At 63.3% G+C, this 12,514-nt stretch carries 11 protein-coding genes and 2 pseudogenes; all 13 read right to left on the minus strand.

Annotated elements, in window-relative coordinates:
* Window positions 1-83: 83 nt before the first annotated feature.
* A complete protein-coding gene (locus tag KFB96_RS07240) occupies window positions 84-836 on the minus strand; it encodes a DUF2887 domain-containing protein (RefSeq protein WP_300971794.1) in 753 nt (250 codons plus the stop codon).
* A complete protein-coding gene (locus KFB96_RS07245; RefSeq protein ID WP_300971367.1) occupies window positions 719-2,068 on the minus strand; it encodes a nucleotide sugar dehydrogenase in 1,350 nt (449 codons plus the stop codon). Before KFB96_RS07245 ends, KFB96_RS07240 begins: the two co-directional genes overlap by 118 nt.
* Window positions 2,069-2,757: 689 nt before the next feature.
* Window positions 2,758-3,624 carry an IS110 family transposase gene (locus KFB96_RS07250; protein WP_213501575.1) on the minus strand — a complete coding sequence of 289 codons (867 nt, stop codon included), beginning with the start codon at window positions 3,622-3,624 and terminating at the stop codon, window positions 2,758-2,760.
* 562 nt (window positions 3,625-4,186) lie between these two features.
* Window positions 4,187-4,885, minus strand: a complete 699-nt coding sequence (locus tag KFB96_RS07255; protein ID WP_213462730.1) for a hypothetical protein — start codon at window positions 4,883-4,885, stop codon at window positions 4,187-4,189.
* A gap of 1,059 nt (window positions 4,886-5,944) precedes the next feature.
* Window positions 5,945-6,868, minus strand: a pseudogene (locus tag KFB96_RS07260) (Rpn family recombination-promoting nuclease/putative transposase); the annotation flags it as partial.
* A gap of 184 nt (window positions 6,869-7,052) precedes the next feature.
* Window positions 7,053-7,223: pseudogene (locus tag KFB96_RS26515) on the minus strand (transposase); the annotation flags it as partial.
* Window positions 7,224-7,711: 488 nt separating this feature from the next.
* A complete protein-coding gene (gene neuC / locus KFB96_RS07270; RefSeq protein ID WP_300971368.1) occupies window positions 7,712-8,335 on the minus strand; it encodes a UDP-N-acetylglucosamine 2-epimerase in 624 nt (207 codons plus the stop codon).
* A complete protein-coding gene (locus KFB96_RS07275; protein ID WP_213462727.1) occupies window positions 8,332-8,817 on the minus strand; it encodes an RES family NAD+ phosphorylase in 486 nt (161 codons plus the stop codon). The genes neuC and KFB96_RS07275 overlap by 4 nt, the downstream gene beginning before the upstream one ends.
* On the minus strand, window positions 8,817-9,359 hold the full coding sequence (locus KFB96_RS07280) for an antitoxin Xre/MbcA/ParS toxin-binding domain-containing protein (RefSeq protein ID WP_213462726.1): 543 nt from the start codon (window positions 9,357-9,359) through the stop codon (window positions 8,817-8,819). The genes KFB96_RS07275 and KFB96_RS07280 overlap by 1 nt, the downstream gene beginning before the upstream one ends.
* A gap of 104 nt (window positions 9,360-9,463) precedes the next feature.
* Window positions 9,464-9,907, minus strand: coding sequence for a hypothetical protein (locus tag KFB96_RS07285; protein ID WP_213462725.1), 444 nt, complete (start codon window positions 9,905-9,907; stop codon window positions 9,464-9,466).
* Window positions 9,908-10,164: 257 nt separating this feature from the next.
* Complete coding sequence (locus KFB96_RS07290; protein WP_367115034.1) at window positions 10,165-10,458, minus strand: DUF2442 domain-containing protein; 294 nt, start codon at window positions 10,456-10,458, stop codon at window positions 10,165-10,167.
* A gap of 51 nt (window positions 10,459-10,509) precedes the next feature.
* On the minus strand, window positions 10,510-11,391 hold the full coding sequence (locus KFB96_RS07295; protein ID WP_213462723.1) for a hypothetical protein: 882 nt from the start codon (window positions 11,389-11,391) through the stop codon (window positions 10,510-10,512).
* A gap of 50 nt (window positions 11,392-11,441) precedes the next feature.
* On the minus strand, window positions 11,442-12,392 hold the full coding sequence (locus KFB96_RS07300) for a hypothetical protein (protein WP_213466074.1): 951 nt from the start codon (window positions 12,390-12,392) through the stop codon (window positions 11,442-11,444).
* Window positions 12,393-12,514: the final 122 nt, after the last annotated feature.

A 12,514-nucleotide genomic window follows, 5' to 3' on the forward strand; every position in this document is an offset into this window, starting at 1 on the left:
CACGGAATCATGCACCCGGCTAGGGAAAGGACTGGATCAATTGAAGACGCATTGAGCCACGTACCCTTCCGCTCCAGACCTTGCTAGCCCACCGCGTCGTCTCCGATCAGGTCCTCGAGGCTGGCGGCATCGAAGATGCCGTCGAGCCAGGCGTCCAGTTGCGCGACCGGCGCGGTGTCGATCCGCTGCTCTGCCCCTGCGGGCAATGGGCCGAAGCGACGCGTGAGCAGACGCTTGAGGCTTTCGGCCTTGCCCTCGGCCTTACCCTCGGCCTTGCCCTTGACCTTGCCCTCGGCATAGATCGATTGATACGCCTTCGTCTCCTGAATCGGGGTCACCAAGTTCAGCATCGCCCAGATCTCCTTCGCGGTCAGTCCGCGAAATCGCTCGAAAAACCAAAATTCCAGCACTTGCCCCAGAATCTCACGGATTTCCGGGGCAAGCGACGCCTCTTGAACGGTGCGCCACAAGCCCTGTGCGCGGGCACGCAAGTCGTCGTCGTCCGCGATCAGCAGCGGCGCAAACACCGCCACATAGGGGTTGTCCGGCTCGCGCGCCAGCCAGTCCGGCAGGACGCGCCGGAGCGCGACTTGCAGCAACGGCGCCTGGGCGTGGTTCGCCCAGCGCGGGAAGCGCGGACGGTCCTGCTCGCGCAGAAAGATCCCCACGCCGATCACATCCCGGTGCGGATGCGCCTCGCCGTACAGTCCGATCTTGGTCAGCAGATTGTACCAAGCCTTGTCCGAGTGCTGACCTTGGAATTCGACCACATAGACCGGCCCATCGTGCCCGTCGGGCTCGAAAATGCCGTCCAAACGCCGTTCCAGCCCTTTGATCGTGAGGGAACAGAACCGGTAAGGACCGACCAGTTCACGACCACCGGTGAGCACGCGGTGCGCAGGTCCGGGCAGTTCTCCTTGAAGGCGAAGCCGAGGACCAGGATGCGGCTGTTGCAGACGCCGATGCCGCTTTGGAGCATGAGCTTGACCACGGTCTCGGCGACATGCGCACCCATGCGGTCGTTGATGCGTCGACCGGCGAGGATGACCTCGGGGTGGTAGCCGATGGCGACGGACTTGTGGGTCAGATAATAGGGGTCGACACCGATGCAGTGTCCGCCGACCAGGCCGGGGCGGAAGGGGAGGAAGTTCCATTTGCTCCCGGCGGCTTCGAGCACCTCGAGGGTGTCGATGCCGAGCTTGTTGAAGATGAGGGCAAGCTCGTTCATGAAGGCGATGTTGAGATCGCGCTGGGTGTTCTCGATGACCTTGGCGACCTCGGCGACGCGGATGCTGCTGGCCGGGTGAGTGCCGGCGGTGATGATCGCGGTGTAGAGGGCATCGACGATGGCGGCGATCTCGGGGGTGGAGCCGCTGGTGACCTTTTTGATGGTGGTGAGGCGGTGCTCGCGGTCGCCGGGGTTGATGCGCTCGGGGGAGTAGCCGCAGTAGAAGCCGTTGTGGTCGGGTGGGGGTGGCGGCTCGTCCGTGGTCTCGGCGGTGGGTTGTCGGATTACGCTGTCGCTCATCCGACCTCCGCGTACGCCTTCGCCTGCGCTGGATGCTCGGCGGTCGGGATTCGGGAGCGCCGCGGGTGCCGTGGTGCGGCGATCGGTATGGATGTAGCTCAGACCGGAGGCGCGGGCGAGCACGGGGACGCAGTCTTCCTCGGTGCAGCCGGGGTAGACGGTGGATTCGTAGATGACCAGGTCGCCGGGTTTGAGGACCTTGCCGACGGTTTCGGACGCCTTGATGAGGGGCGTGAGGTCGGGGCGCTTGTACTCATCGACCGGGGTGGGCACGGTGACGATGAAGATGCGACAGGGGCGCAGGGCATCGAGGTCGTCGGTGTAGGTGAGCTGGCGGGCGGCGGCGAGGTCTTCGGGGCTGGTCTCGCGGGTGCTGTCGCGACCGGCCGTGAGCTCGGCGATGCGGGCTTGGTTGATGTCGAAACCGATCACCGGGCGGTGTTTGGCGAACTCCACGGCGAGCGGCAGACCGACGTAGCCCAGGCCGATGATGGCGATGGGGGTGTCGGGGTTTGTGAGATGGGCGAGGTGTTGGGCCATGTGGGGTCGGGGTTCGGGGTTCGGGGTTCGGGGTTCGGGGTTCGGGGTTCGGGTTGCGACGGTCGGCAAGTGTAGGGGCGACTTCAGTCGCCCATAAATCTCGGTGCGGACGTCTCGGGAGCGTGTAGGGGCGACTTCAGTCGCCCATAAATTTCGGTACGGACGTCTCGGGAGTGTGTAGGGGCGACTTCAGTCGCCCATAAATCTCGGTGCGGACGTCTCGGGAGTGTGTAGATACTCTGTTCTGACGCAAGTCCGATTTGCCTCCTATCCATCATTTTTTTCTATCCTCATCGTTGTTTCGGCGGGATGGTCGTTGAGCAGCTGCCAACCCCATCGGACCCACCTTCGATGATGGATGGGGCTTGGCTGCGGGTGGGGCGCGGGCGGACTCCGTGTGGACAACACGTGAATGCCGCAAGCGGGCGTGTGGACAAGCCGGGGACAACCCGCTCCCGGCGGGTTGCCCCCACCTTGACCACACTCATTCACCCGTTGCCCACACTGCGCCGCACTGAAGCCGCTGCTGGCTGCGAGCGTCTGCGACGCGACTGCTGCTGGTTTTTGATCAATGAATGCCCTGCGCCGTGGTGGTTGAACGCGCTCGTCTTGTCGGCGGCTCTTGGACGGCCACGCGCGTGCTGTCGGGCCAACCGAGGAGGGTGCCGTGGCGGACATCGCCGAGGTGCTCATGCCGCGGCCTCGCGAAGCAAGCAGAAGCGGCTGCCGTCGAACGCTTGGCGGTGCTTGAGCATGGCATAGATGGCATGCAGCAATTTGCGCATGACCGCGCAGATGGCCTGAATCTTCTTCAGGCCGCGCGCTTCGATGAGATGCGTGTAGTAGCTGTTGACGTGCGGTTCATGGCGCGCGGCGCTCAGCGCGGGCATGAACAGCGCCTTGCGCAGGTGGGCGTTGCCGGCCTTACTCAGGCGCGGGGGTTTGTTCACGCTGGTGCCCGAGGTGCTCTGGCGCGGATCCAGTCCGGCCAGGGCGACCCATTGCTTGGCACGCATGTCCTCGGGCAGCACCAGCAGCTCACCCATGAGCTGGATGGCGCTGGCGGCGGCGATGCCGGGGATGCCGGTGAGCAGCCGGTAGACCTGCGCAAGCTCCTCGTCGGCGCTGATGCGCGCATCGGCCCAGTCACGCAGGGCATCAATCCGGGCGGTGTACTGGTGGATGCTCAGGCGCACGTCATCCAGCACCACGGCCGGCGTGGTCGTGCTTTGCAGCAGCGCGTGGAGTTGATTCTTCGCCCGCGTGCGATCGACCACCAACGCCTCCAGGCGCCGGGCGCAGGCGCGCAGCTCCAGTGCCTCGGTCGCCGGGCGCCGCCATGGCTCGAACGGCATGCGCCGGGCAAACTGCGCCAGCACCCCGGCATCGACCGCATCGCTCTTGTTGCGCGTCTGCAATGCCTCGGCAAAGCGCTTGGCGGCCTTGGGGTTGAGCACCATGAGCGCCAACCCGGCCGCATCGATGGCCAGCGCCAGGTCCAGGTGATAGCTGCCGGTCGCCTCCAGGCACACCCGCTCCACCCGCGCACCTTGCAAGGCGCTTAATCAGCGCGGCATGACCGCTTGGTGTGTTGGCAAACTCGCGGACCTTGCCGAGCTTCTCCTCGGTGCTGACGGCCAGCGCCAGGGTCTTGTGGGCCACATCGATTCCGGCTGTATTCATCGTCTGTCTCTTCAGGATGCAACGCGATATTATGATTCCCGGTTCCCCGACCCTGTACCCTCGCCTACCGACCTTGTGTATGCAGGCTCCCGGACATGTCCACGGCCTCGGATACTCTTCGGTATGGGCGAAGAGGGCGGGGAGCCCATCTACATGCAAGCTCTGAACAGCGGAACACGACATCCAGGCTTCAGGGGCGAACGGCTTCCCGGGCACTCTTCATAAAGTCCGTTTATCGCTTTCCTTGTCAATCCCTTCAGAACAGAACATACAAGGGGCGACTTCAGTCGCCCGTAAATCTCGGCGCGGACGTCTCGGGGCGACTGAAGTCGCCCCTACGTCGCCCCTACGTCGCCCCTACGTCGCCCCTACGTCGCCCGTACGTCGCCCGTACGTCGCCTCTATGTGTTGTTTGATGCTTCTTCGGGAATCGCCTTAGTCCCGGTACCCGGAATGGGTGTCTTCCGGATCGTCGAGCAGGCTGCTCGGGTCGTGATCGCACAGCTTGATCGACAATCGGGTGATGCTGAACGGGTCCACGGGATCGCTGTGGATGAAGAAGCGTGCGACCAGGCTCACATGCCGGGGCGCTTTGAACCGGCCGGCGGTCAAGCCCATCTCGTTGCGACGTGTCCGTTGGGTGAGGTATTGGAGCCACTTCAGCACGGGCCAGGTCCGGGCGAAGTGGCTCCAGGGTCGCACGAACCGCCCGGTCGCGACGTAGAAGAGCACTTGGTCGAGGATCGGATCGACGTGCCGACGCGGCTGGAATCCATGCGCGTCCATCGCCTCCGCGACGGTACGTCGCAGCGGCTCCTCCGGGGCCGGGGCACGAAACCGCTCCCCTTCCGGGGCGTCTTCATAGGCACGCAGAATGAGAAACAGAAAGGCCGCAACCGAGAACCCGCGCGGGAGCAAGCCGTAAAGCGTCCCGAGCTGCTCGCGCAGCAGGTCGTCGAGCCATTCGACGGGCAAACGCCCGTGATTGCGTGCGATCCGATCTCGGAGTACTGCGCACTCCTGGACGGCATGCTCGGGAAAGGCATCGCACGGCTTGTAAACGGCGAGCGCCAAGGAGCGTGCCCGTGTGTCCGGGTCGACGACGTAGTATTCGTACCAGCCGCTGGTGGGCATGCTCTGGTCCGATTGGTCTCGGGCGGCGCGTCGGGTTGAGGGAGTCCGCGTTTCACGGTTGACTGCGCTCGAGCGGCTCGAAACGCCGGACAGGGTTCCGGTTTTCATGCGTCGTCGGCCAGATCTTCCGGCGTGGTGCCGAGAGGCGAAACACTCGAGGGGCGTGCGAGAGCAACAACAGGTAGGGCTCGGGGTTAGACCGGGTGCCTTTGCGGCCGCCCAACCGGCGTCGGGAGCCTAACCGCGCGACCCGTAAACGTCGTCTTCGGGCACGCTACCGCCCTACCCTGTCATGAATAGGCATCAAAAACAAAAGCATGGCGAAATTGCATTGTCTTTCGGCGTCAACCGGAAGACCGGCGCATCCTATATCAGAGATTCCGCGGCAACAAGGGTCGAGCGCTGGGTGTAAGCCCAAAGTCGTCATGTCCCCTTCGTGCAAAGCATGTGTAGGCTCAGCAAGCGGCGTCGGTGCGGCCCTGCGCAAGCTCAGTCAGGCGCAGACGCATCTGCCACAGCTCCAAGACGGAAAGCGCGTTGATGGTGAGGGCCACTAACTCGCTCCCACGCTCCGCGTGGGAGTGTCGCCCCGACGCTCTGCGTCGCGTGGCGCGGGGTGCAGCGCAGGCAGGGCGCGTCGGCAGGGTGGCCGACCGGGATCTGCACATCGTCTCGCAAGTCGGTTACGGTCCGCACAACGACCGACCCTACGGTTGGTAAGCGGATCAGGATCGCGGTTCACCTGGAACCCGGTAGGGTCCGCTGTGCGGACCGGGGGCGGCTGATACGGCGTCGATGGTGCGCATGTCATGGCCCGCGGCATCGACGGGGCGGGTTCTGCGGCCTCGGCGTGGCGGCGGTCAAACGACGCTGTTGAGGTGCGCGGCGGTTGCGGTCCGCACAGCGGACCCTACGGTTTCCCTCCGGTTTCCCCTCGTTCCCAAGCTCCGCTTGGGAATGCGGCCCGCAAAGCTCTGCTTTGCGTGTCTGCTCCGGGAAAGCAGAGCTTCCGGTACCGGGTTCCCAAGCGGAGCTTGGGAACCAGTTAACCCGCTAAAATCAGTGTTCCTCGCCAACACTCATGTGCCGTACCGCGCGCAACCAATCCTCTCCGTCGGGACTGATGAGCAGTTGATCGCCGAGGTCTTCCAACGTCCGAAGGTCGGCGATGCGCGCCAGCAACGGTTCGGTCTGCTCGGCGATCGTCAATCCAAAACGACGGCGTACCTGACGGACCAGGATGTGGCGGGTCGCCTCGCGACCTTGCTCAATGCCTTGCTCCAAGCCTTGCTCCAAGCCTTGCTCCAAGCCTTGCTCCAAGCCTTGCTCCAAGCCTTGCTCCAAACCTTTCTCCAAGCCTTGCTGCATCCCTTCTCGTTTCCACTGATCGGTCCAGCTTTCCAGATTCTCGGCCAACATGTGATACACCTCGCTCAGTTCGCCAAGGGGTGGCAGTTGCACGCCGGGCAGGCGCTTGGGCAAGAAGACGCGACCGAACCAGACCGCGAAGTCTCGGCGCAGGCCGGTCTGTTCCGGTGCCTTGAGCCAGTCGAGCAAGGCGTGCACGATGCCCATCGCCTCGTCCGCGCCGCGGCTCGCCTCGAGCCGAAACAGGGCCGCACTGAGGTTGCGCTCGGGCAGGGAGCCGGCGTTGGCGATGCGCTGCTCGTCGAGCAGCAGGTAAGCCTGTCGCGGGCGATAGCACTCGAGCAGCGGCGGCACCGGCTCGATGAGCGGCTCGAGCGTCTCGGCAGCACGCCAGGGCGTGACACCATTGTAGAGCACCACGGGCAGCACGGGCGGCAGACGTCCTGCGGCACTCAGGGTCCCGGCGCGTATGAGATCCTGGTAGAGCAGCCCGAGGTAGGTCTGGATGCGCACGGCCATCCAGGGATCGACGGTGGATTGGAATTCCAGCAGCAGGTAGATGTAGAGCCAGTCGGGGCCCCAACGCAGACGCCAGACGATGTCGTCGGCGCGATCGCGTAGGTCGTCGGTGAACTATACCGAGCGCACGCGGGTTTTTCGCCGCATTGCACGCCCCGCGCACGCCGGGACCGCGTTGCGCCTCCTCGCCGTAGTGACCGCTACGCCTCGTCGGCGCGCCTTGTCCCGACGCGCGCGGGACGCACCCTGCTTGGCGAAAAACCCACGTGCGCTCGGTATCGCTCCCGCTGCAGCGCTCGAGGGTCTCGAGGTCGAGCGCTTGGACCCAATCGCCGGGCACGAAGCCGCGCAGCAGGTCGCGCACCATGGCGGCGTGACCGTAGAGCAGTTTGTAGCCGCTGTCGTGGGTGGGGTCGCGCCGGCGTGACTTGGATGTCTTGGGTGTCTTCATATGACTGATCGATTTCCCTCGCTGTTCTCTCGTTCCCTCGCCCCCGCAACGCTCTGCTTTGCGCCTCTGCTCTCGGGAAGCGGAGCTTCCAGTACCGGGTTCCCAAGCGGAGCTTGGAAACCAGCTCGATCCAGGACGCTCACAGGGGCGTCAGATCTGATGGCGATGGGGGTGTCGGGGTTTGTGAGATGGGCGAGGTGTTGGGCCATGTGCGGTCGAGGTTCGGGTTGTGGGTCCGGATTCGGGGTTCCCGGTGCGACGGCGGGCAAGTGTAGGGGCGACTTCAGTCGCCCATAAATCTCGGTACGGACGTCTCGGGGCGACTGAAGTCGCCCCTACCCTTCTTCAATCTCGGTACGGACGTCTCGGGGCGACTGAAGTCGCCCCTACCCTTCTTCAATCTCGGTACGGGCGACTCGGGGCGACTGAAGTCGCCCCTACCCTTCTTCAATCTCGGCGCGGGCGTCTCGGGGCGACTGAAGTCGCCCCTACCCTCTCTGCTTTGCGTGGCTGCTCTGGGAAAGCAGAGCTTCCGGTACCGGATTCCCAAGCTGCTTCAGGCGCAGGATGTTATCGATGCCCAACCCGCCGACCTGAAAGACGCGCTCCGGCTGCTCGCCGAGCTGGATGACCCGGCGCCGGTACTCCTCCGCCGCGACGAAGTGCAGGTGCGACATCTTGGTGATGCTGTGTCGGATCGCCTCATCGAAGGCCCCCTGCGTTGTTTCGCCCCCGTGCAGGTGGGCGATGGGGACACGCGCGATCATGGCGGCAGCGGCGGCGGAGAAGATCTCGTAGCGATCACCGAGTACCAGCATCAGATCGGGCCGTAACTGAGCCAGCGCGTCGGCGAAGCCGATCATACCGAGGCCCATGGATTTGGTGACGCCCACTGCCGTGTCGGAGCTGAGCAGCATCTCGACCTTGCGATCGACCTGAAAACCATCGGCCTCGATCGCCTCGACGGTCAGCCCGAACTCGGGCGACAGGTGCATGCCGGTCGCGACGAGTTGCAGCTCCAGTACGGGGGATTGACGGATACCCTCCATCACCCAGCGCAGCAGGCCGTATTCGGCGCGGGTACCGGTGACGATGCAGATACGTTTGGTCATGAGGTTGTAGCCGGATGGCCGGCGGGATTGAGCCGACTGTCGAAACGAAACGGTTGTTGTGGATGCAAGACGATGGTGTGGAAATCCGGGTGCAGCGGGTTGATGATGATATTGCGCTCTTGCGGCACGACTGCGCTGGGCACGATGAGAAAAGCTGTCTCCATTCGGCCGATCCAGTCTTCTCCGATTTGTTGCAAGCCTGGATCTTCATACAGCTCTTGCCATTCAGAGGGCAAGCTTGCGATGTCCACCGATTCAGTTGTCGCTTCGTCCGGAATATCGGCACGGATCAGGACATACCGGTTGCCGAAATGGATCGGGTCCATGTGTACAAGGTTTTCGAGCACCGTTGTCGCGGCATGCTCGGAGGTGTAAACAGCGAGCAATCCCGGCGGAACCCAACGGCTTCCGACCTTCTGATTTCCGATCCCGCTGAATGCCGTTGCGGCATGACGCTCCGCCGTCAGACGCCACACCCGCATCAGCTATAGACACCGTACTCGATGCGCGTCAGGACCCGCTCGACCATGTCGGTTCCGGCCTCGGTGTCGAGGAGGCTGATCGGCTTTTCGCCGAGTGCCCGATTGGGGGCTTTCAGCCAATTCGCGGCAATCTCCTCGTCCTCGAAAACCTCGACGGCCCGCGCCTCGATCTTGGCGAGACGATAGAGTCGGTCGGATTCGATCGCGTTGAGGTGTTCATGTTCTTGCTTGCGATGTTTGAAGGTCTGGGTCGACATACCGATCAAGTACAGCAGGTCTGATTCTCGGACCCTCAACTTCTTCTGCAGCCGAGCGACACCGGTGACCGGCAACCCACGACGAACCCACGTGACCGGATCGCCGTCGGTCGCCTCGCGGCCAAAAAGAGTGACGCGGATGCGTGTCGCGGTACCATCCTTTAGGATGACGGTCGCCTTGAAATTCCTCGGCCCGTGCGGACTACCCTGAACATCCTGAGTTGGGCGACTTGGATCTTCGGAGTTGTCGCCGTCCACTTTGACCACCGTCTGCGCTGTGCTCATCTCGTGTCTTACCTGTCGGTGCGCGTCGATACCCTCGTTGGTAAGCCTATACCTCAATCAGTTCATCCTTGTCGAAGTTTCGTGTTGCCCTGAGCCCGACCTCCTCATCCCACCAGGATGTGGCGGGTTGCCTCGCGACCTTGCTCCAAGCCTTGCTCCAAGCCTTGCTCCAAACCTTGCTCCAAACCTTGCTCCAAGCCTTGCTGCATCCCTTCTCGTTTCCACTGATCGGTCCAGGTTTCCAGATTCTCGGCCAACATGTGATACACCTCGCTGAGTTCGCCAAGGGGTGGCAGTTGCACGCCGGGCAGTCGCTTGGGCAGGAAGACGCGATCGAACCAGACCGCGAAGTCTCGGCGCAGGCCGGTCTGTTCCGGTGCCTTGAGCCAGTCGAGCAAGGCGTGCACGATGCCCATCGCCTCGTCCGCGCCGCGGCTCGCCTCGAGCCGAAACAGGGCCGCACTGAGGTTGCGCTCGTTCCCCTCGTTCCCAAGCGGAGCTTGGGAACCAGTAACGCCCAAAGGGGAGTCGACCTTTGGGCGCAGCACGATCCATCGATAAAGAAGTAAACCGGATCAAACCGTTGGCGGCGGCTTGATCGGCCGACAGGGAGTGCGGCCGCTGGACACTCCGCGCGAATCCACGGCTTACGATCGCTTCCGCGCCGCAAGGTAGGACACGGAAAGGGGGAAATGCGTCAGGTATTCGGGCTTGAACTGTCTTTTCTCTTTTCCGAGTTTTTCCGTGTGCTTCCGTGGCTGAACTCTTGCGACAGGTGCATGCCGGTCGCGATGAGTTTTTGACTTCAATCGCAGCGATACCTCTCAAGGCCATCGGGGGCGAGATCCTCGCCCTCGGGCCAGCAGATGCCACCGAGCGGATCGAGACCGACTTGCCGAAAATAGCGGTCTTGACGCAGACGCCAGTATGCCTCGCGGCGCTGGATCAGCGGATCGAGGTCAAGTGTCCACTCGCGACCGTCGCCCTTCAAGACACGCAAACGATGCCCCGGCAACGGAGCAACCTGTTTGGCGCGCGGCAAAGTCGTTTCAACCCGTCGACCGCGCGGAGATCTCCGGGGCCGGTCGCGGCCGGTCAAGAACCTGAATCAGTTGGCTGCAGAACGATGCCGCCTGGTCTATTGTGGTTTCTAAACACGAACGTCGCGTTCGCTTTGTACCGGACAATCCGGCCCCCAGAAAGAATCATCATCGGATTGGAATGTCTCGTCCGCTTTTTTTAGGGAGAACCGATCGACACGACCGGCAGCCATCAGGTCCATCAGACGACTCGCCTGCTCCCGTTCATACTCGGCCTGTAAGGCGGCCTTATCCGGGTGGTCTTCCAGCTCGACGAGCAGATCACCGCCGCGCCAGTCACAGAGCTCGACCGAGATGCGGGTGATCTTGAAGGGAATCGTCGAATCGATCCAGATGAAAAACCGGTAGCGGTAGCTGATATCCCCCGGGGCCTTCATATCCCCGGCAATCGAGCCCATCTCCTGCCGCAAGGTGACCTGAGTCAGATACTGCAGCCACTGCAACACCGACCAGGTTAAACCATAATCGCGCCATGGGCGCACGAAGTGGCCGGCTCCGATGAAGCCAAGCACACTGTCGAGAAGCGCGTCGGGATGTTCTTGGGGTTGGAAACCGGCCAGCGCCATGGCCTTGCCGGTCGCGAAGCCGAGGCGATAGTCCGGACGTTCGTCCTTTGGGAGCTTGCGGAAGTCCCAGTTGCGGAACGGACTCCGTTCTTCTTCGGCACGCTGGATGAGAAACAGAAAGGCCGCCACGGAGAAGTGCGTCGGGAGTCGCACATACAACTCACCGAGTTGTTGGCGCAGCAGATCATCCAACCATACCACTGGCAGGAGGCCATCGGCGTTCTCGATCTGGTCGTTGAGCATGCGCCATTCATCCAGCGCATGCTCGGGGACTGCATCTCCCCATTTATAGAACTGCATCGCCAACGTCCGGCGGTTCGTCGCCGGGTCCATCACGTGGTATTCGTACCATCCGCGCGTCGACATGACAGACTCCTCCGGATTCAACGGCGACCTTCGCCCTTCGGCACTCCGGCTCAGTGCTCGGAGTCGGGCCGAGGGCCGGCGCCGAAGACCTCCTCGCAGGTGCGTGCGCTCAGCAGGCGTGTGGACCATTGCAGGAGGGTCTGCGCATCCGCGTCGAGCACGCGCTGGCGCTCCGCTTCGCCGAGGGGACCGAATTTGACGGCGAGCAGGCTCAACAGCATGTTGGCTTTGCCTTCCTGACGGCCTTCCTGACGGCCGAGGCGTTCGATACTGGTGATGTAGGGCATGTTGGCTTGCTCCTCGAAAGCAATCAGCTCGCGCTTGAACTCCTGCTCCAGACCATCCGGCAACTGCAACATCCAATCCAGGACGCGAAACAGCTCCAGGATGTCCTCGCGGCTGTAGCCGCGTTGGTAGAGCAGGCGCACCAGGCGCATCTTCCAGGCTTTGCGGGTCGCCCCGTCCTTGCTCTCCTGCGCCTTCAGGTGGGCCATCACCACCAGGGCGAAGGGATTGGGGTCGGCTTCCAGCTCGGCCCAACGGGCGTGTAGATCCAGCAGTTTGCACGTCGGAAAGCGAAAGTCCAACGCGCAGCCCCAGCGCTCGCGGGCGTAGGCGCTCGGGCGGAAGCGCGCGGCGGCGTCGGCCAGCACGGCGAGGCTGACGATGTCGGTGCGGTATTTGTCGAAGATGCGGTAATTGTAAACGTACATCCGCTCGGCAAAGCCCGCCTCGGCATCGCCTTGGACCTCGACGTGGACCAGCACCCAGGTCTCGGCGCCCTCGTGCGTATAGACCTTGGCGAGCTTGTCGGCGTGGCGCCGGCCCGACTCGGCATCGCGCACCACCTGCTGCAGCTCCTTGTCGAGAAATTCATGGCCTTTCGACCAGTCGATCGCGGTATGGATCCGCGGAAAGAGGAGCGCAAGAAAGTCCGGGAAGTAACGCTCGAGGGCTTCCTTCCAGGGGCTGTCGTCGTCGTCGCGCGCGGCGTCGGTCATCGGATGGGTCGCCCGGTGGTCCGATCCGAACGTACCGGGGAGTACCGCGACGCACGTCGGTCATGGACGCCGTTGCGTTGCTCGCGCGGCGACATGATCGGATGCACGACCAACCTACCCTC

It is taken from the genome of Thiocapsa sp. (assembly GCF_018399035.1).
In the GTDB taxonomy this organism is placed as follows: Bacteria; Pseudomonadota; Gammaproteobacteria; order Chromatiales; family Chromatiaceae; genus Thiocapsa.

Excerpts from the sequence above, each read along its gene's own strand:
- KFB96_RS07245 (WP_300971367.1), bottom strand. The coding sequence starts at position 2,068 with ATGGCCCAACACCTCGCCCATCTCACAAACCCCGACACCCCCATCGCC.
- KFB96_RS07255 (WP_213462730.1), bottom strand. The coding sequence starts at position 4,885 with ATGCCCACCAGCGGCTGGTACGAATACTACGTCGTCGACCCGGACACA.
- neuC (WP_300971368.1), bottom strand. The coding sequence starts at position 8,335 with ATGACCAAACGTATCTGCATCGTCACCGGTACCCGCGCCGAATACGGC.
- KFB96_RS07275 (WP_213462727.1), bottom strand. The coding sequence starts at position 8,817 with ATGCGGGTGTGGCGTCTGACGGCGGAGCGTCATGCCGCAACGGCATTC.
- KFB96_RS07280 (WP_213462726.1), bottom strand. The coding sequence starts at position 9,359 with ATGAGCACAGCGCAGACGGTGGTCAAAGTGGACGGCGACAACTCCGAA.
- KFB96_RS07295 (WP_213462723.1), bottom strand. The coding sequence starts at position 11,391 with ATGTCGACGCGCGGATGGTACGAATACCACGTGATGGACCCGGCGACG.
- KFB96_RS07300 (WP_213466074.1), bottom strand. The coding sequence starts at position 12,392 with ATGACCGACGCCGCGCGCGACGACGACGACAGCCCCTGGAAGGAAGCC.